The 24,342-nt window shown below is 43.5% G+C and carries 21 protein-coding genes, 15 tRNA genes and 1 rRNA gene; 34 read left to right on the plus strand and 3 right to left on the minus strand.

Annotated elements, in window-relative coordinates:
- The 17 genes from J2T19_RS16660 to J2T19_RS16740 form a co-directional block, all read left to right on the plus strand.
- Window positions 1-85, plus strand: a 23S ribosomal RNA gene (locus J2T19_RS16660); the annotation flags it as partial.
- A gap of 71 nt (window positions 86-156) precedes the next feature.
- A tRNA-Asn gene (locus tag J2T19_RS16665) sits at window positions 157-232 on the plus strand.
- A 3-nt stretch (window positions 233-235) separates the two neighbouring features.
- A tRNA-Ser gene (locus J2T19_RS16670) sits at window positions 236-327 on the plus strand.
- A gap of 17 nt (window positions 328-344) precedes the next feature.
- Window positions 345-416 (plus strand) — tRNA-Glu (locus tag J2T19_RS16675).
- Between the two features lie 67 nt (window positions 417-483).
- Window positions 484-559 (plus strand) — tRNA-Val (locus J2T19_RS16680).
- 16 nt (window positions 560-575) lie between these two features.
- Window positions 576-649: transfer RNA gene (locus J2T19_RS16685), tRNA-Met, on the plus strand.
- A gap of 25 nt (window positions 650-674) precedes the next feature.
- A tRNA-Asp gene (locus tag J2T19_RS16690) sits at window positions 675-752 on the plus strand.
- Window positions 753-843: 91 nt separating this feature from the next.
- Window positions 844-919 (plus strand) — tRNA-Phe (locus J2T19_RS16695).
- Between the two features lie 15 nt (window positions 920-934).
- Window positions 935-1,010 (plus strand) — tRNA-Thr (locus tag J2T19_RS16700).
- 5 nt (window positions 1,011-1,015) lie between these two features.
- Window positions 1,016-1,101, plus strand: a tRNA-Tyr gene (locus tag J2T19_RS16705).
- A gap of 6 nt (window positions 1,102-1,107) precedes the next feature.
- A tRNA-Trp gene (locus tag J2T19_RS16710) sits at window positions 1,108-1,181 on the plus strand.
- A 27-nt stretch (window positions 1,182-1,208) separates the two neighbouring features.
- Window positions 1,209-1,281, plus strand: a tRNA-His gene (locus J2T19_RS16715).
- A 15-nt stretch (window positions 1,282-1,296) separates the two neighbouring features.
- Window positions 1,297-1,371, plus strand: a tRNA-Gln gene (locus tag J2T19_RS16720).
- 4 nt (window positions 1,372-1,375) lie between these two features.
- A tRNA-Gly gene (locus tag J2T19_RS16725) sits at window positions 1,376-1,450 on the plus strand.
- 9 nt (window positions 1,451-1,459) lie between these two features.
- Window positions 1,460-1,533 (plus strand) — tRNA-Cys (locus J2T19_RS16730).
- Between the two features lie 32 nt (window positions 1,534-1,565).
- Window positions 1,566-1,644 (plus strand) — tRNA-Leu (locus tag J2T19_RS16735).
- 433 nt (window positions 1,645-2,077) lie between these two features.
- On the plus strand, window positions 2,078-3,010 hold the full coding sequence (locus J2T19_RS16740; RefSeq protein WP_307217688.1) for a class I SAM-dependent methyltransferase: 933 nt from the start codon (window positions 2,078-2,080) through the stop codon (window positions 3,008-3,010).
- Between the two features lie 251 nt (window positions 3,011-3,261).
- Here the strand turns inward: J2T19_RS16740 and J2T19_RS16745 are convergent, their stop codons facing one another.
- Complete coding sequence (locus tag J2T19_RS16745; RefSeq protein ID WP_307217690.1) at window positions 3,262-5,670, minus strand: helix-turn-helix domain-containing protein; 2,409 nt, start codon at window positions 5,668-5,670, stop codon at window positions 3,262-3,264.
- Window positions 5,671-6,113: 443 nt separating this feature from the next.
- Between J2T19_RS16745 and J2T19_RS16750 the strand changes: the two genes are divergently transcribed.
- The 12 genes from J2T19_RS16750 (at window position 6,114) to J2T19_RS16805 (ending at window position 17,063) form a co-directional block, all read left to right on the plus strand.
- Entirely contained in the window at window positions 6,114-6,422 is a 309-nt protein-coding gene (locus J2T19_RS16750; protein ID WP_056698194.1) for a LiaF transmembrane domain-containing protein, read from the plus strand.
- 34 nt (window positions 6,423-6,456) lie between these two features.
- Window positions 6,457-7,131, plus strand: coding sequence for a PspA/IM30 family protein (locus J2T19_RS16755; protein WP_307217693.1), 675 nt, complete (start codon window positions 6,457-6,459; stop codon window positions 7,129-7,131).
- Between the two features lie 5 nt (window positions 7,132-7,136).
- Window positions 7,137-7,361 carry a PspC domain-containing protein gene (locus J2T19_RS16760; RefSeq protein ID WP_056698202.1) on the plus strand — a complete coding sequence of 75 codons (225 nt, stop codon included), beginning with the start codon at window positions 7,137-7,139 and terminating at the stop codon, window positions 7,359-7,361.
- A gap of 17 nt (window positions 7,362-7,378) precedes the next feature.
- Entirely contained in the window at window positions 7,379-7,876 is a 498-nt protein-coding gene (locus J2T19_RS16765; RefSeq protein WP_307217695.1) for a PspC domain-containing protein, read from the plus strand.
- Window position 7,877: 1 nt separating this feature from the next.
- Complete coding sequence (locus J2T19_RS16770; RefSeq protein ID WP_145053471.1) at window positions 7,878-8,585, plus strand: PspA/IM30 family protein; 708 nt, start codon at window positions 7,878-7,880, stop codon at window positions 8,583-8,585.
- Window positions 8,586-8,735: 150 nt separating this feature from the next.
- Window positions 8,736-9,383, plus strand: coding sequence for a cell wall-active antibiotics response protein LiaF (gene liaF, locus J2T19_RS16775; RefSeq protein WP_307217698.1), 648 nt, complete (start codon window positions 8,736-8,738; stop codon window positions 9,381-9,383).
- Window positions 9,384-9,414: 31 nt separating this feature from the next.
- Window positions 9,415-10,515, plus strand: a complete 1,101-nt coding sequence (locus J2T19_RS16780) for a sensor histidine kinase (RefSeq protein WP_307217700.1) — start codon at window positions 9,415-9,417, stop codon at window positions 10,513-10,515.
- Complete coding sequence (locus J2T19_RS16785) at window positions 10,472-11,143, plus strand: response regulator transcription factor (RefSeq protein WP_128103528.1); 672 nt, start codon at window positions 10,472-10,474, stop codon at window positions 11,141-11,143. The genes J2T19_RS16780 and J2T19_RS16785 overlap by 44 nt, the downstream gene beginning before the upstream one ends.
- A gap of 237 nt (window positions 11,144-11,380) precedes the next feature.
- Window positions 11,381-12,151 (plus strand): YwmB family TATA-box binding protein, encoded by a 771-nt coding sequence (locus J2T19_RS16790; RefSeq protein WP_307217703.1) that lies wholly within the window; start codon window positions 11,381-11,383, stop codon window positions 12,149-12,151.
- Window positions 12,152-12,456: 305 nt separating this feature from the next.
- Window positions 12,457-14,007: a glucose-6-phosphate dehydrogenase gene (gene zwf, locus J2T19_RS16795; protein WP_307217704.1), complete on the plus strand. Its 1,551-nt coding sequence runs from the start codon at window positions 12,457-12,459 to the stop codon at window positions 14,005-14,007.
- Window positions 14,008-14,732: 725 nt separating this feature from the next.
- Complete coding sequence (locus tag J2T19_RS16800) at window positions 14,733-15,131, plus strand: DoxX family protein (RefSeq protein ID WP_053783291.1); 399 nt, start codon at window positions 14,733-14,735, stop codon at window positions 15,129-15,131.
- A gap of 348 nt (window positions 15,132-15,479) precedes the next feature.
- Complete coding sequence (locus J2T19_RS16805) at window positions 15,480-17,063, plus strand: peptide chain release factor 3 (RefSeq protein WP_307218067.1); 1,584 nt, start codon at window positions 15,480-15,482, stop codon at window positions 17,061-17,063.
- Between the two features lie 367 nt (window positions 17,064-17,430).
- On the opposite strand, the gene sspI is transcribed toward J2T19_RS16805, so the two are convergent.
- Window positions 17,431-17,664, minus strand: coding sequence for a small acid-soluble spore protein SspI (gene sspI / locus J2T19_RS16810; RefSeq protein ID WP_056698227.1), 234 nt, complete (start codon window positions 17,662-17,664; stop codon window positions 17,431-17,433).
- 188 nt (window positions 17,665-17,852) lie between these two features.
- Between sspI and J2T19_RS16815 the strand changes: the two genes are divergently transcribed.
- Window positions 17,853-18,515 carry a potassium channel family protein gene (locus J2T19_RS16815; protein WP_056698232.1) on the plus strand — a complete coding sequence of 221 codons (663 nt, stop codon included), beginning with the start codon at window positions 17,853-17,855 and terminating at the stop codon, window positions 18,513-18,515.
- Window positions 18,516-18,536: 21 nt separating this feature from the next.
- Window positions 18,537-19,325, plus strand: coding sequence for a TrmH family RNA methyltransferase (locus tag J2T19_RS16820; RefSeq protein WP_307217710.1), 789 nt, complete (start codon window positions 18,537-18,539; stop codon window positions 19,323-19,325).
- 121 nt (window positions 19,326-19,446) lie between these two features.
- Here the strand turns inward: J2T19_RS16820 and J2T19_RS16825 are convergent, their stop codons facing one another.
- A complete protein-coding gene (locus J2T19_RS16825; RefSeq protein WP_307217712.1) occupies window positions 19,447-20,925 on the minus strand; it encodes an Lsa family ABC-F type ribosomal protection protein in 1,479 nt (492 codons plus the stop codon).
- Between the two features lie 655 nt (window positions 20,926-21,580).
- On the opposite strand from J2T19_RS16825, the gene J2T19_RS16830 reads away from it, so the two are divergent.
- The 3 genes from J2T19_RS16830 (at window position 21,581) to J2T19_RS16840 (ending at window position 24,334) form a co-directional block, all read left to right on the plus strand.
- Window positions 21,581-22,552 carry a hypothetical protein gene (locus tag J2T19_RS16830; RefSeq protein ID WP_307217714.1) on the plus strand — a complete coding sequence of 324 codons (972 nt, stop codon included), beginning with the start codon at window positions 21,581-21,583 and terminating at the stop codon, window positions 22,550-22,552.
- A gap of 460 nt (window positions 22,553-23,012) precedes the next feature.
- Window positions 23,013-23,594, plus strand: a complete 582-nt coding sequence (locus tag J2T19_RS16835) for a sigma-70 family RNA polymerase sigma factor (RefSeq protein ID WP_307217716.1) — start codon at window positions 23,013-23,015, stop codon at window positions 23,592-23,594.
- Window positions 23,591-24,334: a DUF3600 domain-containing protein gene (locus tag J2T19_RS16840; RefSeq protein WP_307217718.1), complete on the plus strand. Its 744-nt coding sequence runs from the start codon at window positions 23,591-23,593 to the stop codon at window positions 24,332-24,334. Before J2T19_RS16835 ends, J2T19_RS16840 begins: the two co-directional genes overlap by 4 nt.
- Window positions 24,335-24,342: the final 8 nt, after the last annotated feature.

The following is a 24,342-nucleotide window of genomic DNA, read 5'->3' on the forward strand; positions in this document are numbered from 1 at the left end:
GAAGACGACGAGGTAGATAGGCTGGGGGTGGAAGTGCAGTAATGCATGGAGCTGACCAGTACTAATCGGTCGAGGGCTTATCCAATTAGCAAGTTCTATCGCAGACTTTCGTTTCGAATCTAGTTTTCAGAGAACAACACTCTGAATGAATTATATTCCCTGATAGCTCAGTTGGTAGAGCACTCGACTGTTAATCGAGTTGTCACAGGTTCGAGCCCTGTTCGGGGAGCCATATGGAGAGGTGTCCGAGCTGGCCGAAGGAGCACGATTGGAAATCGTGTAGGCGTCACAAGCGTCTCGAGGGTTCGAATCCCTCTCTCTCCGCCAGATAATTTTTTTAGCAAGGCCCGTTGGTCAAGGGGTTAAGACACCTCCCTTTCACGGAGGTAACAGGGGTTCGAATCCCCTACGGGTCATTCCTTCTTCAAAAAAAGAAGTTGATTTTAATAGCGGTTATATGTTAAGATCATAAATGTGTTATTCGGAGGCTTAGCTCAGCTGGGAGAGCATCTGCCTTACAAGCAGAGGGTCGGGGGTTCGATCCCCTCAGCCTCCACCATATATCTTTATAACGACGCGGGGTGGAGCAGCCCGGTAGCTCGTCGGGCTCATAACCCGAAGGCCGCAGGTTCAAATCCTGCCCCCGCAATTAAACTTTCTGACGAAAGTGATCTGGAACCGTGGTGTAGTTGGCCTAACATGCCTGCCTGTCACGCAGGAGATCGCGGGTTCGAATCCCGTCGGTTCCGCCATATTTCCCACATGAGGAAACTGTTCACTAGATCTGATATAAGGCACCGACGCCCAAGGTAAAGTGTAACGTTTAAGTTTGAACTTTATTATGGCTCGGTAGCTCAGTCGGTAGAGCAGAGGACTGAAAATCCTCGTGTCGGCGGTTCGATTCCGTCCCGAGCCACCATTTATAACTTAATACGCCGGTGTAGCTCAACTGGTAGAGCAACTGACTTGTAATCAGTAGGTTGGGGGTTCAAGTCCTCTCGCCGGCACCACTTATGGAGGATTAGCGAAGTGGCCAAACGCATCAGACTGTAAATCTGCTCCCGTACGGGTTCGGTGGTTCGAATCCATCATCCTCCACCAGTTTTTAGGGGCATAGTTTAAAGGTAGAACAACGGTCTCCAAAACCGTTGGTGTGGGTTCAATTCCTGCTGCCCCTGCCAATTAATCTTTAAAGTATAGTATATATGGCGATCGTGGCGAAGTGGTTAACGCACCGGTTTGTGGATCCGGCATTCGGGGGTTCAATTCCCCTCGATCGCCCCTTTGTTTTGTCTATGGGGATTAGCCAAGCGGTAAGGCAACGGACTTTGACTCCGTCATGCATAGGTTCAAATCCTATATCCCCAGCCATTATGCGGAAGTGGCTCAGCGGTAGAGCATCGCCTTGCCAAGGCGAGGGTCGCGGGTTCGATTCCCGTCTTCCGCTCCAAATGAATATGGCGCCATAGCCAAGTGGTAAGGCACAGCTCTGCAAAAGCTTTATCCCCAGTTCGAATCTGGGTGGCGCCTCCAGTTATTTTCTCAATAAGCAAAAAAGAATATGTGCCGGCGTGGCGGAATGGCAGACGCGCTCGACTCAAAATCGAGTGGGAAACCGTGGAGGTTCGAGTCCTCTCGCCGGTATAACGTATAACCCTATGGATTGCACTTGCAATTCATAGGGTTATTTTTGTAAAGAGAGAATACTTAATGTTCAATAATGTGTAAGTTGAAACTATATCCGTTCAGTCAGTTCTGTTATCTGTATATTGACGTAATTTGTTATTGGATATATTATAGATATATTAAATCCTTAATTAACTTAGGCTCTACATAATTTAACTAATAATGATGTAGGTACAAAGGAGTTATCATTTATGTGCTGCTGCATCTAATTAAAGATATAATGACTCCTTTATATTTATTAAAAAAACATTTGAGCTATAAGTAGAGAAGATGAAGTGAATTCGTAAAGTTTAAATATCATCAAGTTTCTAAGTCGTAGAGTCTCTACGTGATGAATTAAAATCAATGAAGTGAATCCAATAATCTGAATGAAGAAATGGAGTGTGTAGAGATGACAGAAACAGAAGTAACACCAAGCAATGAAGTAGATATCGCTCAAGGATTATTCGATCTTTCTGTGTGGGAAGAGGCATGGAAGAATAGACCGAGGAGTCCCAAATATAAAAAGCAAAGTGCTCCTTTTGATTCAGCAGAAGCTTTTGAAAGATGGGCTAGAGAGTATCACCAGCAATCCTTTACAACAGAGGGGAAGGCGCGTTCTGGGCGCATTATGGGTTGGATTGAGAATCAAGGCGTGGACTTTGAAGGAATGTCCGTTTTAGATATCGGGGCTGCTTCTGGCATTTTCACGATTCCGTTCGCAGAGAAGGGCGCAACCGTAACAGCGGTCGAACCTTCTGAGCTACTCGTTTCCTTGATGAAGGAGAAAATTCCAGCAGCTTTGACATCTAAGATTGAAATCGTATGCGAGCGTTTTGAAGAAATATCTATTGAGCAGAAAGGTTGGAGGAAAAAGTACGATGTTGCCTTTGCCTCAATGTGTCCAGCAATGTCCGATTGGGAAACGATTGAGCAGGCCATTAGTTCTGCCCGTAAGTATGTGTACATCAGTACAATGGCTGGACAACGGGAACATACACTAATTGATGAGCTAAGAAAAGTACTTGAGGTGGAGCCAACATTTAAACCAAGTGATATGGGATTCATTCAACAGTTGCTCTATCTGAAGGGATACTCCTATACAACACTAATCACCAAGGAAGTGAATACCGTTGAACTGCCTGTGGAAGAAGTTGTAGAGAAGCTACCTGAATGGCTGAATACGTATGGTCTACCAACGGACGAACAATCACTTGGCCTAGCTGAGCAATACATTAGGAAGACATATGATAATGGAACAGTGACATTTTTAAGAGGAGGACGGTTTGGTAAAATCCTGATTCAGTTGGAACAGCCAAACATGAAGGTTCTCACAAACAAATAAAATAAAGATCTCATAACAACAATGGGTGTTATTAAAGAAGACCAATTAATTAATGTTAATGAGTGTTATATAAATAAAAAGGAGCAGATCATCTGCTCCTTTTTTGCATTCAATTTCCGACTCTCCCCGTCATTTCCGGTCTCCAATTACGAACAGAGCAGTATACAAGTTATTGTGATGAGATAGATCAGGAGATAGCCGCACCGCGTGTATCTCCTGAGGCGGTGTAATGAATCTGACACCTCGCCAAACTATTTCCCAAATGAACGACCTTCCTGTACATAACCAGCTCGACGTTTACGTTCTCGGTATTGTCCAGGTGTGATACCCTCCCACTTGCGAAAAGAACGGATAAAGTTCTGCGGGTTGTTGTACCGAAGCCTGGCTGCAATATCCTTAACTGTGAGATCGGTCTCTTCTAACCACTTCTTAGCTATCGTAAATCGATGTTTGGTTAGGTATTCACTGAAGGAACAGCCTGTTTCCTTGCGGAATACACCGCTTAGATAATTGGCATTGTAGTGGAGAAGGGCAGCGCACTCCTCTAATGTAAGATCTGTATCATAGCGCTGCTGGATAAGAGCAATTATTTTCTCAGAAATATGAGGGTATTGTGCATACTGCCTTTCCTTAAGAATAGTTACAATCGGCATGATAATACGTTGGGTAAACCAGTGTTCAACTTCAGCTGCAGACTGGAGAGTAAAGAGTTCTCTAAACATGCTGCTCTGTCCAATTGTAATCTGCCCTAGAGGTACGCCAACTTCCTGCATCATTAACAAAATACGTGTAAGCAATCGCATCAGCATCAACTGATACTCTTCTGGTGTTGATTCCATATTAAATACATACTCAAGTAGCTGATGGAGCATAGAAATAGCTTCAGTTTCATCCACGGATTGAATAGCCTGAATTAATTCGTACTCGAATGACTCCGGGTAAACCATCGACCCATGCGAAATGTGGGTCTTAACGGTCTTATATGGAATAATAACGCCTGTCCCTAATTTGAGACGATGCTGGAGAGCCTCAAGAGCCTCAGTATAGGCTTGGTGCACTTCGAATAGAGAAGGATAGGACTGACTGATTCCAATGCTTATCCGTAAACTGAGCAGATCCTGAACTCGTCGTTGCAGTTGCTCTGTTTGAGCATATAGCTGCATCGTAAACTCATCTGAATCTGATTCATAGGTTCCAATGACCGTTACAACGGTCTGCTCGATTACAATCGGAAGCAATTGCAACTCAGGCAAGATCGTTTCCTCTAACATATTTTGAATAGCGAACAGGAGCAATTCCCGGTCTTGTGAGCTATATTTTGCATGATTCACAAGATCTGCTTGTATCGTTATGACGGCGATATGTTGCCAATGTTTGAGCTTAGAGGCATATCCTTGTTCATTCAAGATATGTTGTAGCTTAGTGGGTGGATATTTTCCCAGAAATATATTCATTAAGAAATGGTTGCGTGTCTGCATCACATAATGATTCAACTTGTTCTCAAGCTGAGAACGGGATGCAGATAATTGAGAGACGCCAGCTCTAATTTGTTCGAACTCATCCATGGAAATCTCGGAATCCACTTGCAGTGAGCTTGTAGCTGTTGCTGCTACTTGCTCTTTAATGCCAACTTGGGATAGAAGTCTACGAATGGGAGTATGCATTCGTTTTGAACCTAGCCAGGAAAGCAGCAGGGAAAGAAGTAACATTCCAATGCTGATATACATCGTGTGTAATGCGACTTGAATGTACTCACGATTCAGGATATTCATCGGCGTAACCAGAATATAGCTCCATCCTTTTAGTGGGGATTGGGAGTACACCATGGAATAGTGCTGATCTGACGTACGCAGTTCACCGTAGGAAGAGGATGCCGGAAGCGAAGCAGGAGAGAGTTGCTCACTCAGGCTTACCCCAGTGTCACTATTGATTAAGCCGGTCGCAGCTAAGGGTTTACCCATATAGCTAGGATCTGGATGTGCAATGATACGTTGTTCACGGTTGACAATGATCAGTCCTGAAGCGGATGAATTCGTATCTTTTGCCTCAGAGGGAGTCTGTAGTGAACATGCAGGTATTCCAGCAATAAGAGCTGAGTTAGTTTCATTATTTATCGTTTGGATCGACCTTGCTAGTGCAATATGATAATTACAGCCAGAACTCTTCATCCGCTCTTGGTTGTTAAAGAGAGAGGACGGGACAAGTTGCCAACCTGATGTGAGCGTATTCGACAGTAAGTCTTTCATAGGGAGGGACAGTGGGAAATCCGTATTCAGATAAAGTCCTGCATGATCGATAAGCCAGTCCTGGGTTTGGTTAACCAGTGTAATGTCCATTAATGGTTCCCAGGATCTCATATGTTGGAACTCGGATTGCAGTTTGTTCGCAATAGCTTGCTTTGGGCTTAGATGAGGTGAAGACAGAGATTGTATAGTCACTGGAGAACGAGTCGCTTGATCCAACATATAACTGACTGTCGCAAGTTTGTGCTCTACGTTTGATTGCATTTGTGAAAGTAGCTGTTGATTCGCTTGAATACGATGTGACTCCATCTGATGGGAAGAGTAGAGAAAAGCCGCAATGCCGGTCAAAAGAATCGGTAACGTGCTCAGCAGAATGCCATACACTATCATTTTATGTAAATAAGTTAAGGATCGCACAGGTCATCTCCTGACATAAAGGTAGTCATATCCTCATTTTAGTAAACGCTTACAATTAAAACAATCTAAATTTAGATTATATGGATAAAAAAGTAATATACAACGAGAGTTGCGTTGGATACTTCTCTTCTAGGGCTATGATGTAGAAACGCGAACTCATCATAAACGTAACTTAGGGTAAGGATTGTATCTGCATCTGTATCTGTAGATGGAAGGTCATACGGGGCTCTAATGCGGGTAATAGGGGGATAAGGAGGCTTGTGCGAACCTTGTCAGATCAAGGTCTGATACAGAGATAGCCAAAGGTCGAATATGATCCCCGACCTGAGTCTAGGATGAAAAACCGTCCACGGTCTGTTTTGAAAAGTCGCAAATTCCCCTAGAATAAGGACATAAGGTTAAACAAGAAACAAACGCACACGGAAAGGGCGGTGGAAAACATAATGAGATGGAATAAAGGAAACGGCTGGGCGATTGTACTGATTGCGCTAGGCGCACTCATCCTCTTCGGAAAGTTAACACCTTTGCTAGGATACATGATGGGATATTTAATTCCGATTCTGATGATTGCACTTGGATACTACGGAGTGAAGCGAGGTAACACAACGCTAGGATGGATCGTACTGATCATCGGTATCATCGCATTGATCGGTAAATTATCTTGGTTGCTTGGACCAATTATCGCAATCGGGTTGATTATCTTAGGGGTATCGATGCTGGGGAATAAACGCAGTCGTCATCGCCGTTACTAAGCTTTCACGATTATGAGAAGGAGGACAGAATATAATGAGTGTATTTCGTCGAATGCGGGATATTACCGTAGCTACGTTGAATGAACATTTGGAGCAAAGTCAGGATCCAGTCAAACTGATTGACCAGTTTCTGATCTCGACCCGCCAAGACATCGGTGAAGCAGAGAAGCTTCGTCATCAATATGCAAGTCATACCAGACAGATGAAACAACAAGCTGATCAAGCAGCAGCGATGGTACACAAACGTGAAGAACAAGCTTCAATGGCTCTAAAAGCAGGTGAGGAGCATCTTGCTAAACTTGCTCTCCAAGAAAAAATTCTACATGAAGAAAAAATGGATCAGTACAACGAATTGTACGCCCAAAGTAATGCGGCATTACAGGAACTCGATGAACAGATCGATCAGCTCAAAGTAGAATATCAAAATGTCTACAGTAAGCGCCAATATTACTACGCACGGATGCAAACCATTCAGTTACAACAACGAATGAATCAGAGAAGTCACTATAACAACGGTCAGAATGTCCCACGTATGTTCAATCGACTGGATGATCAAGTCTCTGACCTTGAATACGAAGCACAAAGCTTACGGGATATACGCCGTATGGGTCAGGATGGTTCTGGATCAGCAGGAAGCATGTCTTCCGGAACGCTGGATAAAGAGCTGGAAAGGCTGAAACAGAAATTAAACAATGACAAAAAGGAGTAGTTAAAATGAGTAAATTATACCGCTCAACGCGTAATCGGATGCTGACAGGTTTGATCGGCGGCATCTCCGAGAATCTCGGACTCAGTTCTACGCTGCTACGTCTCATCTTCTTCATCAGTATTTTCGCTACGGGAGGTACATCACTGCTCATCTACTTCATCGCTGCATTGGTGGTGCCGAAGGAAACCTATTACGCTGATCCATACGATCACGTAAGAGGATACAAGTAAACGAAAGGAGTAAGTACATGAGCAAATTATACCGCTCAACGCGTGACCGAATGCTGACCGGTTTGTGTGGCGGGATATCCGAATCCATTGGTATGGATTCCACACTACTTCGGATCATCTTCGTCATCAGTATCTTCGTAACTGGCGGCACGTCGTTGTTAATTTATTTCATTGCAGCACTGGTAGTCCCCAAAGAACCTTATCCACCATATGATCCATACGGATACGGGGCAGGGCCTGGCAGAGGATACAACAACTATGATCATCAGCCACCAAGAGGCCCTTATCAAAATAACCCGAACCAATCAGGTCATGGAAGCTTCGGCCCTGGTCCAGGGTACAACGGAAGACCGCAATCTGATCCACGTTCATATGACAACAATGGCTACGGAGCTGGGGCACATCAAGAAAGTGATCTGGACTCCATGATGAAAGATATTGAGAAAAAAGCATTGAAAAAAGAAGTTGAAGAGCTTCGCCAAAAATTATCTCGTTACGAGAAGGGAGAAAAGTAAAATGGGAGTATTTAAACGGATTAAGGATATGACGAAAGCGTCGGTTAATGATATGTTGGATAAAGTGGAAGACCCAATTGTAATGTTGAATCAGTATCTGCGTGATATGGAGGCTGAGATTCACGAGGCAGAGGTTACTGTTGCTAAACAAATGGCAAACGAGCGCCGCATGAAACAACGTTTGGATGAAGCAGAGCGCACATCTGTACAACGTGAGTCTCAAGCTGAAGCTGCCTTGGCTAATGGTCAGGAAGAAGTAGCTCGCAAATTGCTGGAAGAGAAAATCTACTTTGATCAAAAAATTACGGAATACAGCGATCTTCATGCACAATCGGAAGCTCAAGCTAAAGACCTGTTGCAACAGCTTCATGACATGAAAGATGAGTTCTACAAAATGCGTAACAAACGCAATGAACTGGTATCTCGTGCTCAGATGGCTAAAGCGAAAAAACAAATGTCTCAAATCAACAGCTTGCACAGCATCGAGAGCGGAGGCGCATCACTTGGATTCCACCGCATGGAAGAAAAAATCATGCAAATGGAAGCTGAAGCTGACGTAATCCGTGCACCATATCGCAACACACAATCCACGTACACTAATCCTGTGGATGCCGAAAAACAGTTCAAAGTTGATCAACAACTGCAAGCTTTGAAAAATAAAATGGGCAATGGCTCCAAAAATGATGCAGGCAGCACTTCAAAAGAATAACTGTTCGCTATGCAAACAATATGATATTCTATAAATCGTGAATAGAGAACGGTTTGTAGAGCAAAGGTTAAGCCATACGGGACCTCAGTGCCTGGTATGGCTTTTCCATCGAATAGAGAAGATGACGTTTACAGAGGAGGTGCGGTGGAGATGAATAAAAAAAATCAATGGCTTGCAGTGTTAATCATTGTTGTTGGCGCCTTAATGTTATTGAATCAAAATATGAACTTTCTAACTCTTGCCGCACTGATCCTGCTAACGTATGGAATGATTCAAGTTCAAAAAGGTGTTACACGTAAAGGATATCGTTGTTTGGGAATTGGTGCAGCACTTTTGTTGCTCGATAATTTGATGATTGTATTTTTGATCGTACTTGCCTCACTCGCTTTTTTCTACTCCAAAACAAAGAAGATTCATCTGAATGAAAATGTCATGCGTAGACAAAATTTTATGGCGCGGTTTTATTGGGATCAACAGCCTTGGCGGTTACAAAGTATGAGTTTGTGGCATGCCATGGGGGAAGTAAACGCGGATTTATCGCTATCTATACCCGAAGAGAAACAAACTATTGTATTACTTCAAGGCGTTATGGGTAATGTACGCTTGACTTTGCCTGAAGACTATGGCGTTGAAATTGAAGCATTCGTACTGTTTGGCCGCGTTAATCTGAATGGCGAGCAGGACAGTGGGATGATGAATAAAATAATTTGGAGAACTCCTGGCTATGAGTCCAGTGAACATAAAGCAAAATTCGTAATTTCTTATATTGTTGGCGACCTAAGCATCAGTAATCCGTAGTAATTAAAAAGAGATAAAGGAGGAGACCTGTATGAACACAAAACGACATACCGACATGGTAACCCGAAGTATGCGTGAAGGAATCCTCCTTGTTTTCATTGTGCTCGCAGTTGTCTTGTATGTACTATATACATATGGTTATCTGGCTCCGTTTGCAGGCTGGAGACATCTGATCCAATCAGGTGTGGCATTGTTACTATTGTTAATTGGAATCGGTGCAGCATTTGGCTTTTATCAGAGCTATCGGGTGAAACGCAGACTAGAATTGTTGCGAGAAACGTTGCTGCAGTGGGAAAAAGGATCTCTTTCCCGCACGGTGCCTGATCTAGGCATGGACGACGTTGGGCGTCTAAGCGATCAGCTTGGGCGGATCGGTAAGAAGTGGGAGGATCAGGTCACTTCGCTACAGCGACTATCCACCAACAACGCTCAGCTTGCAGAGCAAGCAAGAGTTACGGCGATTGTGGAAGAACGGCAGCGTCTCGCAAGAGAATTGCATGATGCGGTATCTCAGCAGTTATTTGCAATTTCCATGACAGCAACAGCAGTTGGACGGAAAATGGAAAAGGATTTTGAACGTGCTCAGCGGCAGGTTGCTCTAATCGAAGAGATGGCTTCCGTGGCTCAATCGGAGATGCGTGCTTTATTATTGCATTTACGCCCGGTATATCTGGAAGGCAAACAGCTGGAACAGGGCTTGAAGGATCTGGTCATGGAACTGAAGACGAAAGTGCCTATGGACATTGTGCTGGAAATCGATGAGGATATTGACCTGGTTAAAGGCATCGAAAATCATCTGTTCCGTATTGTCCAAGAAGCGATGTCTAATACATTACGTCATGCGAAGGCAGAGAAAATGGAGATTAGGCTACAGCGCCGGCCAGATGCAGTTAGAGTGTTAATTCGAGATGATGGTCAAGGCTTCGATCTGGATGAACAGAAGCAGGCTTCTTATGGGCTAGCGAACATGCGTGAACGTGTTACAGAGATTGGCGGAGCTATTCAATTTGTAACAGCACCTGGTAAAGGAACACGGATCGAAATTACGATACCTTTGATGAGCGATGAAAGTGAGGAAGGACATGTCAATGGAGGAGACGGAAGTGGACACACAGTCAGAAACGTCAATTAAGGTGCTGCTCGTGGATGACCATGAAATGGTTCGGATTGGTCTCGCCGCAGTTCTTGATACGGAGGATGGCATTGAAGTTGTCGGTGAAGCAGGAAGCGGGGAAGAGGGCATTCGTTTGGCACAGGAATATAAGCCAGATGTTGTTCTGATGGATCTAGTCATGGAAGGTATGGATGGCATTGAAGCTACACGGCAATTGCTGAAAATGTATCCTGAATGTAAGGTTATCGTTCTGACGAGTTACTTGGATGATGAGAAAATGTACCCGGTTATTGAAGCTGGAGCCTTTAGTTACCTGCTCAAAACCTCCCGAGCTAACGAGGTGGCTGATGCCATTCGTGCTGCAGCACGTGGTCAATCCGTACTGGAGTCACAGGTAGCTTCCAAGATGATGAATCGTTTCCGTCAGCCTCAAGCTGCTGCGCCGGCTCATGAGGAACTGACGGATCGTGAAATGGATGTCCTTCGTTTGCTTGCCCAAGGGAAATCAAATCAAGATATTGCGGATGATCTGATTATTGGGATTAAGACGGTTAAATTTCATGTGACCAACCTGCTCGCGAAGTTAGGCGTAGATGACCGCACACAGGCAGCAATATATGCTTATAAAAATGGACTTGCAGAGTAAGGACGTTGAGAATGTGATGACCGACAAATGAGCAACTAGGTCGTTCTACTATATAAGCTATTAGATCTACACGATAAGCTTAGCAAAACATAGAAGCGATTTAAGTGTGAAAGTCCGATTAACCAAAGTAATTGGTTGATGGGGCTTTTTTTGTATGCAATAAAGCGTTTAGTACGAAGAGAAAGCGGGCATGCTGTTGATAGATTCATAGAATAGAGAACGAGCGGGGGAATCAGCATGTTAAAACGGTGGATGATGACAGCTGTACTAGCAGTAGCACTCATTATGTTAATCGGTATTACTCAAGTATACGCAGAGAAAAGTGTATCTGAAGGTGAGAAGTTAGAGCAAATGATGAACACGGCAGGTGCTGCTATAGAACAAGTAGATCGCTTAGTACTTAAATGGCAGGGGCAAGGTACGGGAGATGCACAGGAGATAGCGGGATTACTCGCTGACGGGCTACAGCTCCAGAAACCTGAGTTAGTTCGTCAGACAGGACATGATGTATACCGCAGTGAACTGAAGGCGTCAAACGAAGGCGTGGGTATTCTGGTCAACGTTGTCGTTACAGGCTCAGCAGAATATTATACGATCATCCAGTTATCCGGCAATGAAGAGACGGATAGGAGTGTGTATTTCGCTTTGCATGAACAGGTAGAGCGATTACTTAAAGGTGTCGGTATTAAAGCGACTTGGAACTTTTCAGTACAAGGTACAGGGGAAGAGGCTGCTGTAGGGATAGAAAATCACAACAACGCTCCGGTTCAGGCCGGTACAGCGGTACGACACATTGAAGGAGCATTATCAGATAAGCTGAAACTGAGTGCAGTGGAACGGTATGAAGATGACAGCACAACAAGTGTATCTTATGTTGTTCCTGAGTTATCACTGGCCGTGAACAGTGGTTCGCATCAATTAAATATGCAGCTGGCCGTTCATCAGGATGATGTGTTAGGAACGAACCGTGTTACTTTGGGCTTTCCTGTCATTACGATTGAGTACTAATTGTTGAGTATGATGTATTGAGTGTATTGAGTAGATCGTTTGAATCATGATGATCTTGGTTAAGGAGTATTCATACCATGGATGGAATATTTATCAATGAAGTTTTAATGATAAATTCTAGAAAAAAATTGGACAAAGACTGCCATAAATTAGTGCATCGCCCTAGTTGATATGCTAAAATGGCATCACATCCAAGAAGAAACATGCTGGTAATTGACGTTTGTATATTGTGCATATATAACACCATTACATAGCTCGGGGAGTTCTTTGGAGTGTGTGTTCTTCCCCGGAAGAAAGAGGAGCCTATGGTCGAAAAACTAATGCAAGATGAAGTGCAGACACCTGGCGCAGTATTTTTCATTTTTGGAGCAACGGGCGATTTGGCTCGCCGGAAGTTATTTCCGGCCATTTATAGTCTATACCGTGAAGGCAAGCTAGCCCATGACTTCGCGGTTATTGGCGTAGCACGGCGTCCGAGATCACCAGAACAATTCCGGGAAGACATTCATGAATCCATTCGAGAGTTCTGTCGTTATCCAGCGGGAGAGCCGGAGGAATGGAATGCTTTTGCCCAACATTTCGAATACAAATCACTTGATATTAATAACGTTGAAGGTTTCAAAGAGCTACGTGAGCAGACGGAGGCTTTGGAAGCGAAGTTTAACACGCCGGGTAATCGATTATTTTATCTAGCGCTTGCGCCAGAACTATTCGGTAACGTGTCATACAGTCTAAGAGATGGTGGGATGCTGGAAAGTAAGGGCTGGAATCGGCTTGTGATCGAGAAACCTTTTGGGTATGATCTGCAATCGGCAGAACAGCTGAATGAACAAATTCGGGAAGTGTTTCGTGAAGAGGAAATCTACAGAATCGATCATTATCTAGGTAAGGAAATGGTGCAAAATATTGAGGTCATTCGCTTCGGCAATGCTTTTTTTGAGCCACTTTGGAATAACAAACACATTGCGAATGTCCAGATTACACTTGGTGAGACGGTTGGTGTGGAAGAGCGCGGAGGATATTATGACCACTCTGGTGCGCTGCGTGATATGGGACAGAACCATATGCTGCAGATGTTAACGATGATTGCTATGGAGCCGCCAAGCCGACTATTCCCTGAGGACATTAGGGATGAGAAGGTTAAGGTACTGCGATCACTGCGTGCTTTTGCAACAGACGAAGAGGTAAGCAGTAATGTAGTGCGGGGACAATATACGAAGGGAGAGTATCGAGGGAAGCAGCTTCCAGGGTATCGGGAGGAGGACAAGGTTGATCCAGACTCCACGACGGAAACTTATTTTGCAGCACGCGTGTTTGTTGATAATTTCCGCTGGGCTGGTGTACCGTTCTATATTCGGACAGGTAAGCGTCTTCCAGTGAAAACGACCGAAATCGTGGTTGAATTCAAATCGATGCCAAACAACGTATATCTCGGCAAGAAATATAAGTTAGAACCAAATTTGCTGGTCATTCGTGTAAACCCGATGGAAGGCATATATATCAAAATTAATGCCAAGAAACCGGGCTCGGATTCGGAAATTCAACCGCTTGCAATGGACTTTTGCCAGAGCTGTATGATCGGCATCAACTCACCTGAAGCCTACGAACGACTGCTGCATGACGCGGCAGAAGGAGATTCGACGTATTTTACCCGTTGGGATGAGGTTGCAACAGCGTGGTCATTCGTGGATCGGATCGCAGCTGCATGGGCTGACAATCATGGGGAACTTCATACGTATCCAGCAGGCACCTGGGGGCCTGAAGCAACTGATAAGTTGCTTGAGCAGGATGGTTACCACTGGTGGCCAGTGAATGGTCAGGATGAAGACCGAGTGATTTGGCAAGTGAATAATTAATGAGCTGAAGCTTCATAAACGGAGATTCAGGATGTTCGCTACTGGGCGAATGTCTTGAGTCTTTTTTAGTGTGAAGAGCAAACATGTATGAAGCGGATATATAAGTTCAACTAAACTTTTTACACGAGAATGGAGCGGACAGAAATAACGTGAAGAAGCGAAGCGGTCGCCTAAAAGCTTTCTGCAAGAAAGCTACCTCGGAAGCATAGGCTATCCCCGATTTTCCCTTTGAAGAAAGGAATCCAAAAAATCTGGGGATAACAGCGATCGGAAGGTTATTCTGTCATCGGAATGGCAAGGGTAAACCATCTTTAGTTGAACCTGTATAGATTCTAAATGACGTTATAGTTTGTTAAGGGTAGATGCTTTACTGAGAGAGGTGTGGTATAGCCTAGAAAATAAGAGGCATATGTTGAATGGGGATATACGTATACTGGTGAGGAAGATAAGGGGAGAAAAGAACAAAAAACATCGATATTTAATTACTTAAAATAATATGTTGACAAAAAGTAAGTATATAACTTATACTCAATTCAACAGATAAAGAAATTACGCAAAACAAAAACAAAGATGCGGCTTAACGATTGACGCAAGTCAGATGAGGCGCTCATGAAACTGGAATGAAACGAGCTTAGGGGTTACACCCATTTCATGAATAAAAATTTTGGCATAATATCTTTAATCTAAGAATAACAATTTGTAAATATTGAATGGAGGAAAAAGAAATGTTGGATGTAGGATTGTTGTTAATTCGTTTGGTGATTGGTTTGTCGTTTATGGCGCACGGTGCTCAGAAATTGTTTGGCTGGTTCGGTGGATATGGGATTAAAGGTACTGGTGGTTGGTTTGAATCTATGGGTATGAAGCCTGGTGCGTTGGTTGCATTGCTGGCAGGTTTGGCGGAGTTCGGCGGTGGATTGCTGCTTGCACTTGGTCTGCTTACACCAGTTGGCGGTATTCTCATCGCATTAACAATGGTGATCGCGATTGTGAAGGTTCATGGGGCTAATGGATACTGGTCTACACAGAACGGATTCGAGTATAACCTCGCAATTCTAGTAGTCGGTGTAGCTCTGGCTCTGACAGGTGGCGGACAGTACGCCTTGGATGCTTTGATTTTCTAAATTGAATGAAGAACGAGCGGTAAGTACCTGGATGCTAAATTGGCTGAAGGGTACTTTTTTTGTTGTGTAAAAGTGTAAATCTACGGAACGTAATCGGTTATTTTCACTACAGATTATGGTACAATAGGAGAGTTGGGTTTAGAATCAGTATTACCGTATAAAAGGGAACACAGATCTGGAGAGGATGAACTCCATTGTAATGGTGTAAAATGAATCTAATGTGCCGACGACGTTGCGGCGGAAGTTAATGTACAATCAACCGGCTCTGCCGGATTTGAATAAAGATTGAATAATTGGACCGGCTCAGCCGGATTAAACGTGAATGAACGGATGAAAGGGATAGAAGCTATGAGCAAAGCTGCAGATAACATTCTTCAACAGGAAGTGGACAAACGCCGGACGTTTGCCATTATCTCTCACCCGGATGCGGGTAAAACGACTTTAACCGAGAAGCTACTATTATTCGGGGGCGCCATTCGTCTCGCGGGAACAGTTAAAGCGCGGAAAGCAAGTAAACATGCAACAAGTGACTGGATGGAAATTGAGAAACAACGGGGGATCTCGGTAACTTCTTCCGTGATGCAGTTCGATTATTTGGATCATCGGATTAATATTTTGGATACACCTGGTCACCAGGACTTCAGTGAAGATACGTATCGTACGCTGACGGCTGCGGACAGTGCAGTTATGTTGATTGACGTAGCGAAGGGTGTCGAGGCACAGACGATTAAGTTGTTCCAAGTATGTGCGAAGCGTGGCATTCCGATCTTCACATTCATCAACAAATTGGATCGTGAAGGACAAAGCCCGTTTGACTTAATGGAAGAGCTTGAGAATGTCCTTGGTATTCGCTCTGTACCGATGAACTGGCCAATTGGCACAGGTCGTGATCTATGTGGTGTATATGATCGCATGAAAAACCAAGTTGAATTGTTCCAGGGCGACGATCACTCAACGATCAAAGTGCAAAAAGTGGATGGATACAAAGATCCAATTATCCGCGAGATGGCAGGAGAGTACCTGCATGATCAACTGTGTCAGGAGCTTGAGCTTCTGGATGTAGCGGGTGACCCGTTTGATATGGAAAAGGTACAACGTGGCGAATTGACACCGATCTTCTTCGGTAGTGCGATCAACAATTTCGGCGTGCAGACGTTCCTGGAGAACTTCCTTGAGCTGGCACCGAAACCAGAACCTCGCCATAGTACAGCTGGTGATATTGAGCCGACCAATGAGAAGTTCAGTGGTTACGTGTTCAAAATTCAAGCCAATATGAACCCAGCACACCGCGACCGGATTGCGTTCCTACGGATCGTGTCTGGTAAGTTCCAACGTGGGATGAGCGTGAAGCACAACCGTGTAGGTAAAGAGATCAAATTGTCTCAACCACAGCAATTCCTTGCTCAAGATCGAGATATCGTTGAAGAGGCATATGCTGGAGATATTATTGGTCTGTTCGATCCAGGGATTTTCCGAATTGGCGACTCGCTTAGCCAAGGCAGTGAAGTTGTGTTCGACGAATTGCCAACATTCTCGCCAGAGATTTTCGCCAAAGTAACGGTCAAAAATGCGCTAAAACATAAACAGTATCAAAAAGGGATCGACCAATTGACGGAAGAAGGAACCATTCAGGTCTTCAATACCGTTAGCTTCGACGAGACATTGCTCGGCGTAGTAGGTCAGCTCCAATTTGAAGTATTTGAATACCGGATGAAGGGTGAATATGGGGTAGATGTGCAATTGCAGCGTATGCCGTATCAATTCGCACGTTGGATTGTGGACGAAAACCTTGATCCAAGCAAATTCCGTATTAACTCTACGCTGGTAAAAGATAAAAAAGGCAATTACGTTGTGCTCTTCGAGAATGAATATGCGATGAGAACAGCAATGGACAAAAATCCGACGGCTAAATTCTTGGAAACTGCGCCTTAAGTTAAGTCTTACTGTGTAAATTTACACAAACCACTCCGATGACAGAATAACCTTCCGATCGCTGTTATCCCCAGATTTTTGATCCCCCCTTTTTTAAAGGGAAAATCCGGGGATAAAGGCGAACGCTATGCTTCTTCATGTTATTTCTGTCCTCTCCGTTTTTTGTGTAAATTTGTTTTATATCATGTAGTATAAGCAAGCGCGGTGTGTTAGCGCTTGGCATAAAGATAAAGATCCCTCCGCCAGTTGGTGGAGGGATCTATTGCTATCCACTTACCTTAGGCAGGATGACCTCGCCGAATAAGGGAAAGCTTTCTTTTGCAGACAGAACAAACGTATTGATGGTTACCTTCCCTTATTGCCTCAATTATCGAAGCGGTTGTACGGGAATGGTGTGCAGATGCTCCTGCGCGATTTGAATCAGTTCTTCCTGCTTGGCAGGTTCTGTGTTCTTCCAGATCATTTCGAAAATGGCGCCAAGTCCAGGTAAAGCTGCCTCAGGCCCGTCAACGGAACCTTCAATCATCTCTCGGAGCTGATCATCACTTTTGTCATGAACCTTATGAACAATCGCGTCACGCAGGCTTAATGTAATTGGCATCGCAATTCCCTCCTCGTATATTCGGCTGCTGTTATACTGTTCCCTGGGAAGCGTGAGCGCATTCAAGTTTGTTAGGCTTTGTGGTATACTACGAAGGATTATTTAAGTAAGCGTGGCGTGTATTTTAACTCTTATGAAGGTTCAAAATAATGTGTAGTGCTGAAGTGCAGCGGGAGGGTAAGATCCTAATGGCAAAGAAACAGTATGCTGTGATTGGCATGGGACGATTTGGATCAAGTGTAGCCAATGCATTAAGTGGTATGGGATTCGATGTGCTGGCGATTGATGCAGATGAGCAACGGACGCAGGAAATGTCTAATGTGGTGACCCATGCTGTCTCGGCCGATTCTACAGACGAAGAAGCGCTACGTGCGCTGGGCATACGAAATTTCGATGTTGTCGTGGTGGCAATTGGTGAAGATATTCAGGCAAGTATTCTGACTACGCTCATTCTGAAGGATATGGGTGTGCCGGTTCTTATTGTAAAAGCTCAAAATGAGCTCCACGGTAAAGTATTACAAAAAATTGGTGCGGACAAAGTCATATATCCTGAACGGGATATGGGTCTGCGTGTAGCGCATCATCTAACCTCACCAAACATATTGGATTATATTGAGCTGTCTGAGGATTACAGTATCCTTGAGATGAGAGCCTCTGAGCAAATGATCGGAAAAAACTTGCTTGAGCTAAACATTCGGGCACGGTTCGGTTGTAACGTGATGGCGATTCGTAGTGGTAATTCAATGAACATCTCTCCATATGCCGATGATCGGATTGAGGATGGGGATGTATTGATCATTGTAGGGCATAAGGATCATCTGACGAAGATGGAACTGGCCTATCCGAAGTGATGAGATGGGAAGGATGGAAAGATGGATATTGTATCACCGCAAAATGCACGTGTGAAGGAATGGGCTCAGTTGCTGGAAAAAAAGCATCGTACCCGTCAACATAAATATATCATTGAAGGCATTCATCTGGTTCAGGAAGCGCTTCGGGCTGGCGCTGATCTAGAGTGCATCGTCTATGATGGAGAGCAAGGCGTACCGTACGAACTTGCCGGATTCGAGAACCCTCTTCAGAAGGTTGAATGGGTTAGTGTAACACCTGCAATTATCGCCAAATGTACAGATACGATGACCCCGCAGCCCGTATTTGCGATTATTCGGAAGTCCAAGGAACCGATGCAGAACCTGCTCTCTGAGAAGAGAAATTTGGTCGTTGTATTGGATAACGTACAAGATCCTGGCAATGTGGGAACAATTATTCGAAGCGCAGATGCTGCAGGTGCGGCTGGTGTTGTGCTGGGGACAGGCTGTGCTGACGTCTATAATCCCAAAACAATTCGTTCGACGATGGGATCATTATTCCATTTGCCGATTGTTGAGGGATCCTTGGAGGCGTTGTTGCCCGAAGCCAAAGCGGCTGGTGTGAAGCTTGTAAGTACGTCTTTGCAGGCAGAATACTCCTGTTATAGTTATGATTTTACGCAGGCAGTGTGGCTTGTCATCGGGAATGAAGGTAAAGGCATCTCGGAGTCCACCGCACGGTTAGTGGATGATGCCATTACGATTCCCATGCAAGGACAAGCGGAGTCGCTGAATGCAGCGATGGCTGCTACCGTTCTGTTGTTTGAGGCGATGAGGCAGAGGTTGGTTTAGGAAGTAGTTGTAGTGTGACATTTTATATGCACTTCATGTGTTTTGGATATTAAAGATCAAAAAGCCGCCCAAAGGCGGCTTTTCTTGTGTTTATTTTTCCGTTCAGTTTGCTATCTATAGATCATAGATCAATTACTTTCGTTGCAATATTCGTACAGAACTCACTGTCGTGCTCTACAAAGAGAAGTGTTGGCTCAAACTCCAACAGTAGATCTTCAATTTGCATACGCGATATAACATCCACGAAGTTGAGTGGTTCATCCCAGATGTGCAGGTGAGCTTGCTCACTTAAACTTTTGGCAATAAGCACTTTCTTTTTCTGACCGGCGCTAAAGCTCGAAATATCCTTCTCCAATTGTAGTCTGGAAAAATCGAGTTTTCTCAGAATGGATTTAAACAGGCTCTCATCAATTCCTTGATTAAACGCATACTCAGATAAATTACCGCTAAGATCGGACGTATCCTGCGATACATAAGAGATTTTAAGCTGAGGGTCTTTACGACAAAGACCTGTATACGAAATATTCTCACCACAGATTAATTTAAGCAGGCTTGATTTACCCGATCCATTCTTACCGTATAGAGCAATACGATCTCCTTTTTCAATCGTAAAGCTTACATCGGTACACACCGTAGTAGAGCCGTATGCGATCGTTACATTCTCTAATTCGACCAGTTCATTCTTGTGAAAATCGAGCTGATGAATCTGTAAACGTTCTGCATTCTCAATATTTTTGAGGAGTTTAGACTTCTCTTGAATAGCGGATTGTTGCCTCTGTTCCAGGTTTTTGGAACGTTTCATCATCTTGGCTGCCTTGTGTCCGATATATCCTTTATCTACTTTGGAACCGGAATTCCGGGTGCCATTCTTGCTCTTCTCCACTTCATGCGACCATCCACCTGTCCGTTTGGCTGAGTCGGATAAACGCTTGATATCCTTCATTAGTTTCTCATTACTGGCGAGTTCGAACTGATCTTGTCTTCTTTTGTTCTCCCACCAGGCGGAGAAATTCCCCTTTTGAATCTCGATGTTCGTCTTGTTGATGGACAGGATATGATCTGCACAGTGATCCAGGAAAGATCGATCGTGAGATACCAAGATAAACCCACTTTTATTGCGAAGATACTCACTCACGATTTTCCGCGCATGCAGATCCAGATGATTAGTAGGCTCATCAATGAGCAAGAACTGATTATCCTTCAGGAACAAGGCCGCAAGCATGACTTTGGTCTGTTCCCCCTGAGATAGGGAATCGAAAGGCCGATACAGAACATCTTCCGATACTTTCAAAAGGTTAAGTTCACGCGCGAGCTGCCAATATAGATACTCAGGATAAATGTCCTCGACGACATCGAGGGTCATCATGCTCTTATCCTTTAATTGGAAAGGGAAGTATTCAAAGCTAACATTCGCAGAGATGGTACCACTGTACTCGTATTTACCAAGCAACAATTGCAGAAAGGTTGTTTTGCCTCTCCCGTTCCTGCCGGTAAATCCTAATTTCCAATCGGTGTCTAGCTGAAAGCTTACATGTTCAAATATATTATCGTAACTGCCATCATAGGCGAAGGTTAGGTTGGTCACGTTAATTAACGACATAAAGATCATCCTTTTTATGTGAAATATAAAAGTTAGTCCGGCAGAGTAGCTACCATGACATGGATTGCTTCACTTTTACATTTGAACATAATCAGAATTTCAGATGGTCTCTGAAATGAATGACTTTATCTAAGACGTGTTTAGGTTAGTCAAAATTTCCGGATATCCTAGAGATAAAAACACAAAAAAGCCCCATTCTCCGGTGCCTTTTTAGCGTAACATCAGCCTAAATATACGTTGAGGATACATGACGACTAAAGTTTAGTGCCAAGGTCTCTCTATATATAGGAGGATAAAGTGCCGGATTCTGATTAGTAATGTTGTGAACCATGCCAGTGTTGATGTTCGTTGACAGGTTCACATAAACATCTACGATTTCTAATTCAGTCATCACCGGAACCCCCTTTAAAAGCTCAATAATTTAATACAGAAAACGTAACATGGAATATAACTACGGGTCAAGGTATGGCTGCCTAACCGACTTTCATCAAAAGTGTCAGAAGGTAAGTCTTTTGCGTTGGCTTTCTTTGTGGGATGGCGATCATTCTGGTGAAAAACTAGTTGTGGATTATAATGGATTTATTTTACACTTAAGTGGTTAGCTAGCTCGTCGAAGAAAATTAAGATTATATAATTTGAAAGGGGAAAATACGCGATGATATTGACAAACGATGATATTGAGAAACTCTTGCCTTGGTTTGGTTATGGGAAATTTCATGAGGCAGAAATCGTGTTTTTTGGAAATGAAGAAGGGCTTGGTGGATATCCAATTGAAGCAGTTCCAGCAAGATGCAAAGTGTATGGAAATGATAAAAACACATGGATAGATAAGGATTGGAGAAACGGTTATTGGGATGAAACAAGCCACGAAGGTTATTTAAAACTTGGGGAAAAAGTGAATGAATTATTAAAAGAGAAAGGATCACCTCCTGTTAATCCCAAACTCCAATCTCCCTTTTTAGATTTTCAAGCAAGAATGATACTATACTTTGAAAATAACAATCAGGATTGGTTTAACAACATGAGTAGCCTTAATCAAGAACAGCAAAGAAAGATTCGAAATTTGACGAAGCATCTATTCTCAGATCAAACGACTTTAAAGGCTGGACTTGTAGATTGGAGACCTCTCCCCCGATCTAACGAAAGTTGCTGGCCACATGTAGGAATTGAAGAGAAAAAGTATTTATCTGCATTCAAGTTAAATCAATTTTATTTAAAACAAGTTAATGAAGTTCGAAACGGCAAAATTCAGGTTCAAGACCTTGATCAATACGCAATGATGTTGTGGAAACGCACTGAATTAATTGAGAAGGTAGTTAGCAAGTTTCCTTTCTCAATACTAATTGGTGTAGGAGATATCCCTTCTAAAAAGAGAGTGTTAGAATACATATTTGCAACATATGACTTGAAGTTTATAAGAAAAACGTTGAGTAATGGAAAGCCTTATGAAATAGCAGAATTAATTCTTCCTGATAAAAAAGTAACCATGATCCTGACTCCCTTTTTTAATCATCGTTCTAATTGTTTGCAGTTAGAAGGTTTGAAGATATTATGTGAAGATATTTTATATCCAATGATTATGAATTCTAGGGGACTTAGAAATGAGCATAGAAGCATTCACGCGTGAGATGGATATGGAGGATCAGTTAAAGGTCGCGTATTATGAGCGTTGGCACGCGTAGTTCACTCGACATTGCCTTATGATTCATATCGCACCTATCATCCTAATTATTCGCTACATTATAAGGAGAAAACAATATTTACATCTATTGAAAAGGCGTTAAGTGAATTGATGAAGTGACGAATGAACCGAAATGATAAATGAATTAAATAGAACATGATATGAACCTCATGAGATAGGGATCATGATAAACGAAAACTGTAAAATGAAAAATCAAATTTGCAAAGAAAGAAATGCAAGCTTATCCAACACAAATGTTGGGGTAATCCATCTTTGCTGTTACAGGGTAGGCTTTTTCCTATGTCTCATTAGCTAACGAAGCAACATGAATATGAATTCTAAAATAAATCGAACGATATGAGCTCGTTATGCCAATATATAGTGAATAGAGGAAAGGAGCTGGCTGATGAGAGAGGAACACGAATACATAGAACTTGTAGCGTTAACACGGGCTGGTGATGATGAAGCCTATGGAGAGTTGTATGAAAGAACTGTAACAGATGTGTACCGGACTGTCCGGTTTCTAATTAATCATGTCTCTGATACGGAAGATTTGGTGCAGGATATTTATATTCAGGCGTATCGGTCATTGGATCGATATGATGCGGAGCGTGCTTTTCGTCCGTGGCTTATGGGCATAACGATGCGTCAGGTGAAAAATTATCGGCGGCGGAGGTTGACCCAATTTCGGTTTAATCAACGGATTGAGAAATCAGACACTGGCATGGAGATTGATTTCTCTGTTGATCTGATCAGTAAATTGGCACATCAACCTCTACTTGAACAAGTACGCCGGTTGCCGTACAAATTGCAGCAGGTGGTTACCCTGCACTATTTAAACGAATACACCCAAGAAGAAATTGCCTGGATTCTAGATATTCCGCTTGGTACGGTTAAATCTCGAATTCATGCTGCACTGACTAAGCTACGCCAGAAGAAGAGTATGATCTATTCATTTGAAAATAGGAAAGGTGGAGGATTGGCATGAAACTGGAGGATGAATTACGTTCGGCCTATCGCCAGGAGACAAGACATTGGTCTAACCCACCAGAAGGGAAAGAGAATATGCTCAAAGCTATCCGAAGTAAGTCCAAGGGAAACGGGCGTCCACGTAAGTGGATAGCCGCAGCCGTAATCGCAGCAGTTCTAATTATCCCTACAGGCGCATATGCAGGCTACACCTATCTTGCAGATGATATCTATGGTTCTGAACAAAACATAACCGTGTTGGGAGGTACAGCGGCCGATTATAATCGTTTGGAAGCCAAGCTGCAGGAAGCCAAGGCGTATTTTAGTGATGATGAGTTCACGCAGTATATGAGTCTACTAAAACAGTTGGGTCAGATGGCTCTAACACACGCTGATCCACAAGGAGACTTGCATCCGGAGCAATGGAGCACAGTGGATCAGGAGAAGTACAACCAACTGGCGGCAAGTTTGGAGCCATTCTTCGAGCGTTTAGAAGGTGCGAGTGAAGAGAAGGAATTAATGGATCGTGAACAATTCCGTATTGAAACATACAAGGCTGCCGAGGAGAGACTTTCGCAAGAAGAGTTCATTGAATTTCAAGCCTTGTTCGAGAGCATGGAGAAGTATGAAGCCATCGTTGTGGACGAGAATGGCAGCATTCATGAGGAGCGATTATCAGCAGAACAGAAGCAGGATTTAGATCAGGTTAGGAAGCAATTTTATTCGTATTTAGACCAGATCGGTTATAGTGTGCGATAGAAAGAGGC

This window comes from Paenibacillus tundrae, from assembly GCF_030812775.1.
GTDB lineage: Bacteria > Bacillota > Bacilli > Paenibacillales > Paenibacillaceae > Paenibacillus > Paenibacillus tundrae_A.

Excerpts from the sequence above, each read along its gene's own strand:
- zwf (WP_307217704.1), top strand. The coding sequence starts at position 12,457 with ATGGTCGAAAAACTAATGCAAGATGAAGTGCAGACACCTGGCGCAGTA.
- J2T19_RS16760 (WP_056698202.1), top strand. The coding sequence starts at position 7,137 with ATGAGTAAATTATACCGCTCAACGCGTAATCGGATGCTGACAGGTTTG.
- sspI (WP_056698227.1), bottom strand. The coding sequence starts at position 17,664 with ATGCCAATTACATTAAGCCTGCGTGACGCGATTGTTCATAAGGTTCAT.
- J2T19_RS16750 (WP_056698194.1), top strand. The coding sequence starts at position 6,114 with ATGAGATGGAATAAAGGAAACGGCTGGGCGATTGTACTGATTGCGCTA.
- J2T19_RS16785 (WP_128103528.1), top strand. The coding sequence starts at position 10,472 with ATGGAGGAGACGGAAGTGGACACACAGTCAGAAACGTCAATTAAGGTG.
- J2T19_RS16840 (WP_307217718.1), top strand. The coding sequence starts at position 23,591 with ATGAAACTGGAGGATGAATTACGTTCGGCCTATCGCCAGGAGACAAGA.
- J2T19_RS16740 (WP_307217688.1), top strand. The coding sequence starts at position 2,078 with ATGACAGAAACAGAAGTAACACCAAGCAATGAAGTAGATATCGCTCAA.
- J2T19_RS16825 (WP_307217712.1), bottom strand. The coding sequence starts at position 20,925 with ATGTCGTTAATTAACGTGACCAACCTAACCTTCGCCTATGATGGCAGT.
- J2T19_RS16770 (WP_145053471.1), top strand. The coding sequence starts at position 7,878 with ATGGGAGTATTTAAACGGATTAAGGATATGACGAAAGCGTCGGTTAAT.
- J2T19_RS16800 (WP_053783291.1), top strand. The coding sequence starts at position 14,733 with ATGTTGGATGTAGGATTGTTGTTAATTCGTTTGGTGATTGGTTTGTCG.
- J2T19_RS16765 (WP_307217695.1), top strand. The coding sequence starts at position 7,379 with ATGAGCAAATTATACCGCTCAACGCGTGACCGAATGCTGACCGGTTTG.
- J2T19_RS16805 (WP_307218067.1), top strand. The coding sequence starts at position 15,480 with ATGAGCAAAGCTGCAGATAACATTCTTCAACAGGAAGTGGACAAACGC.
- J2T19_RS16780 (WP_307217700.1), top strand. The coding sequence starts at position 9,415 with ATGAACACAAAACGACATACCGACATGGTAACCCGAAGTATGCGTGAA.
- J2T19_RS16820 (WP_307217710.1), top strand. The coding sequence starts at position 18,537 with ATGGATATTGTATCACCGCAAAATGCACGTGTGAAGGAATGGGCTCAG.
- J2T19_RS16830 (WP_307217714.1), top strand. The coding sequence starts at position 21,581 with ATGATATTGACAAACGATGATATTGAGAAACTCTTGCCTTGGTTTGGT.
- J2T19_RS16835 (WP_307217716.1), top strand. The coding sequence starts at position 23,013 with ATGAGAGAGGAACACGAATACATAGAACTTGTAGCGTTAACACGGGCT.
- J2T19_RS16815 (WP_056698232.1), top strand. The coding sequence starts at position 17,853 with ATGGCAAAGAAACAGTATGCTGTGATTGGCATGGGACGATTTGGATCA.
- J2T19_RS16790 (WP_307217703.1), top strand. The coding sequence starts at position 11,381 with ATGTTAAAACGGTGGATGATGACAGCTGTACTAGCAGTAGCACTCATT.
- liaF (WP_307217698.1), top strand. The coding sequence starts at position 8,736 with ATGAATAAAAAAAATCAATGGCTTGCAGTGTTAATCATTGTTGTTGGC.
- J2T19_RS16755 (WP_307217693.1), top strand. The coding sequence starts at position 6,457 with ATGAGTGTATTTCGTCGAATGCGGGATATTACCGTAGCTACGTTGAAT.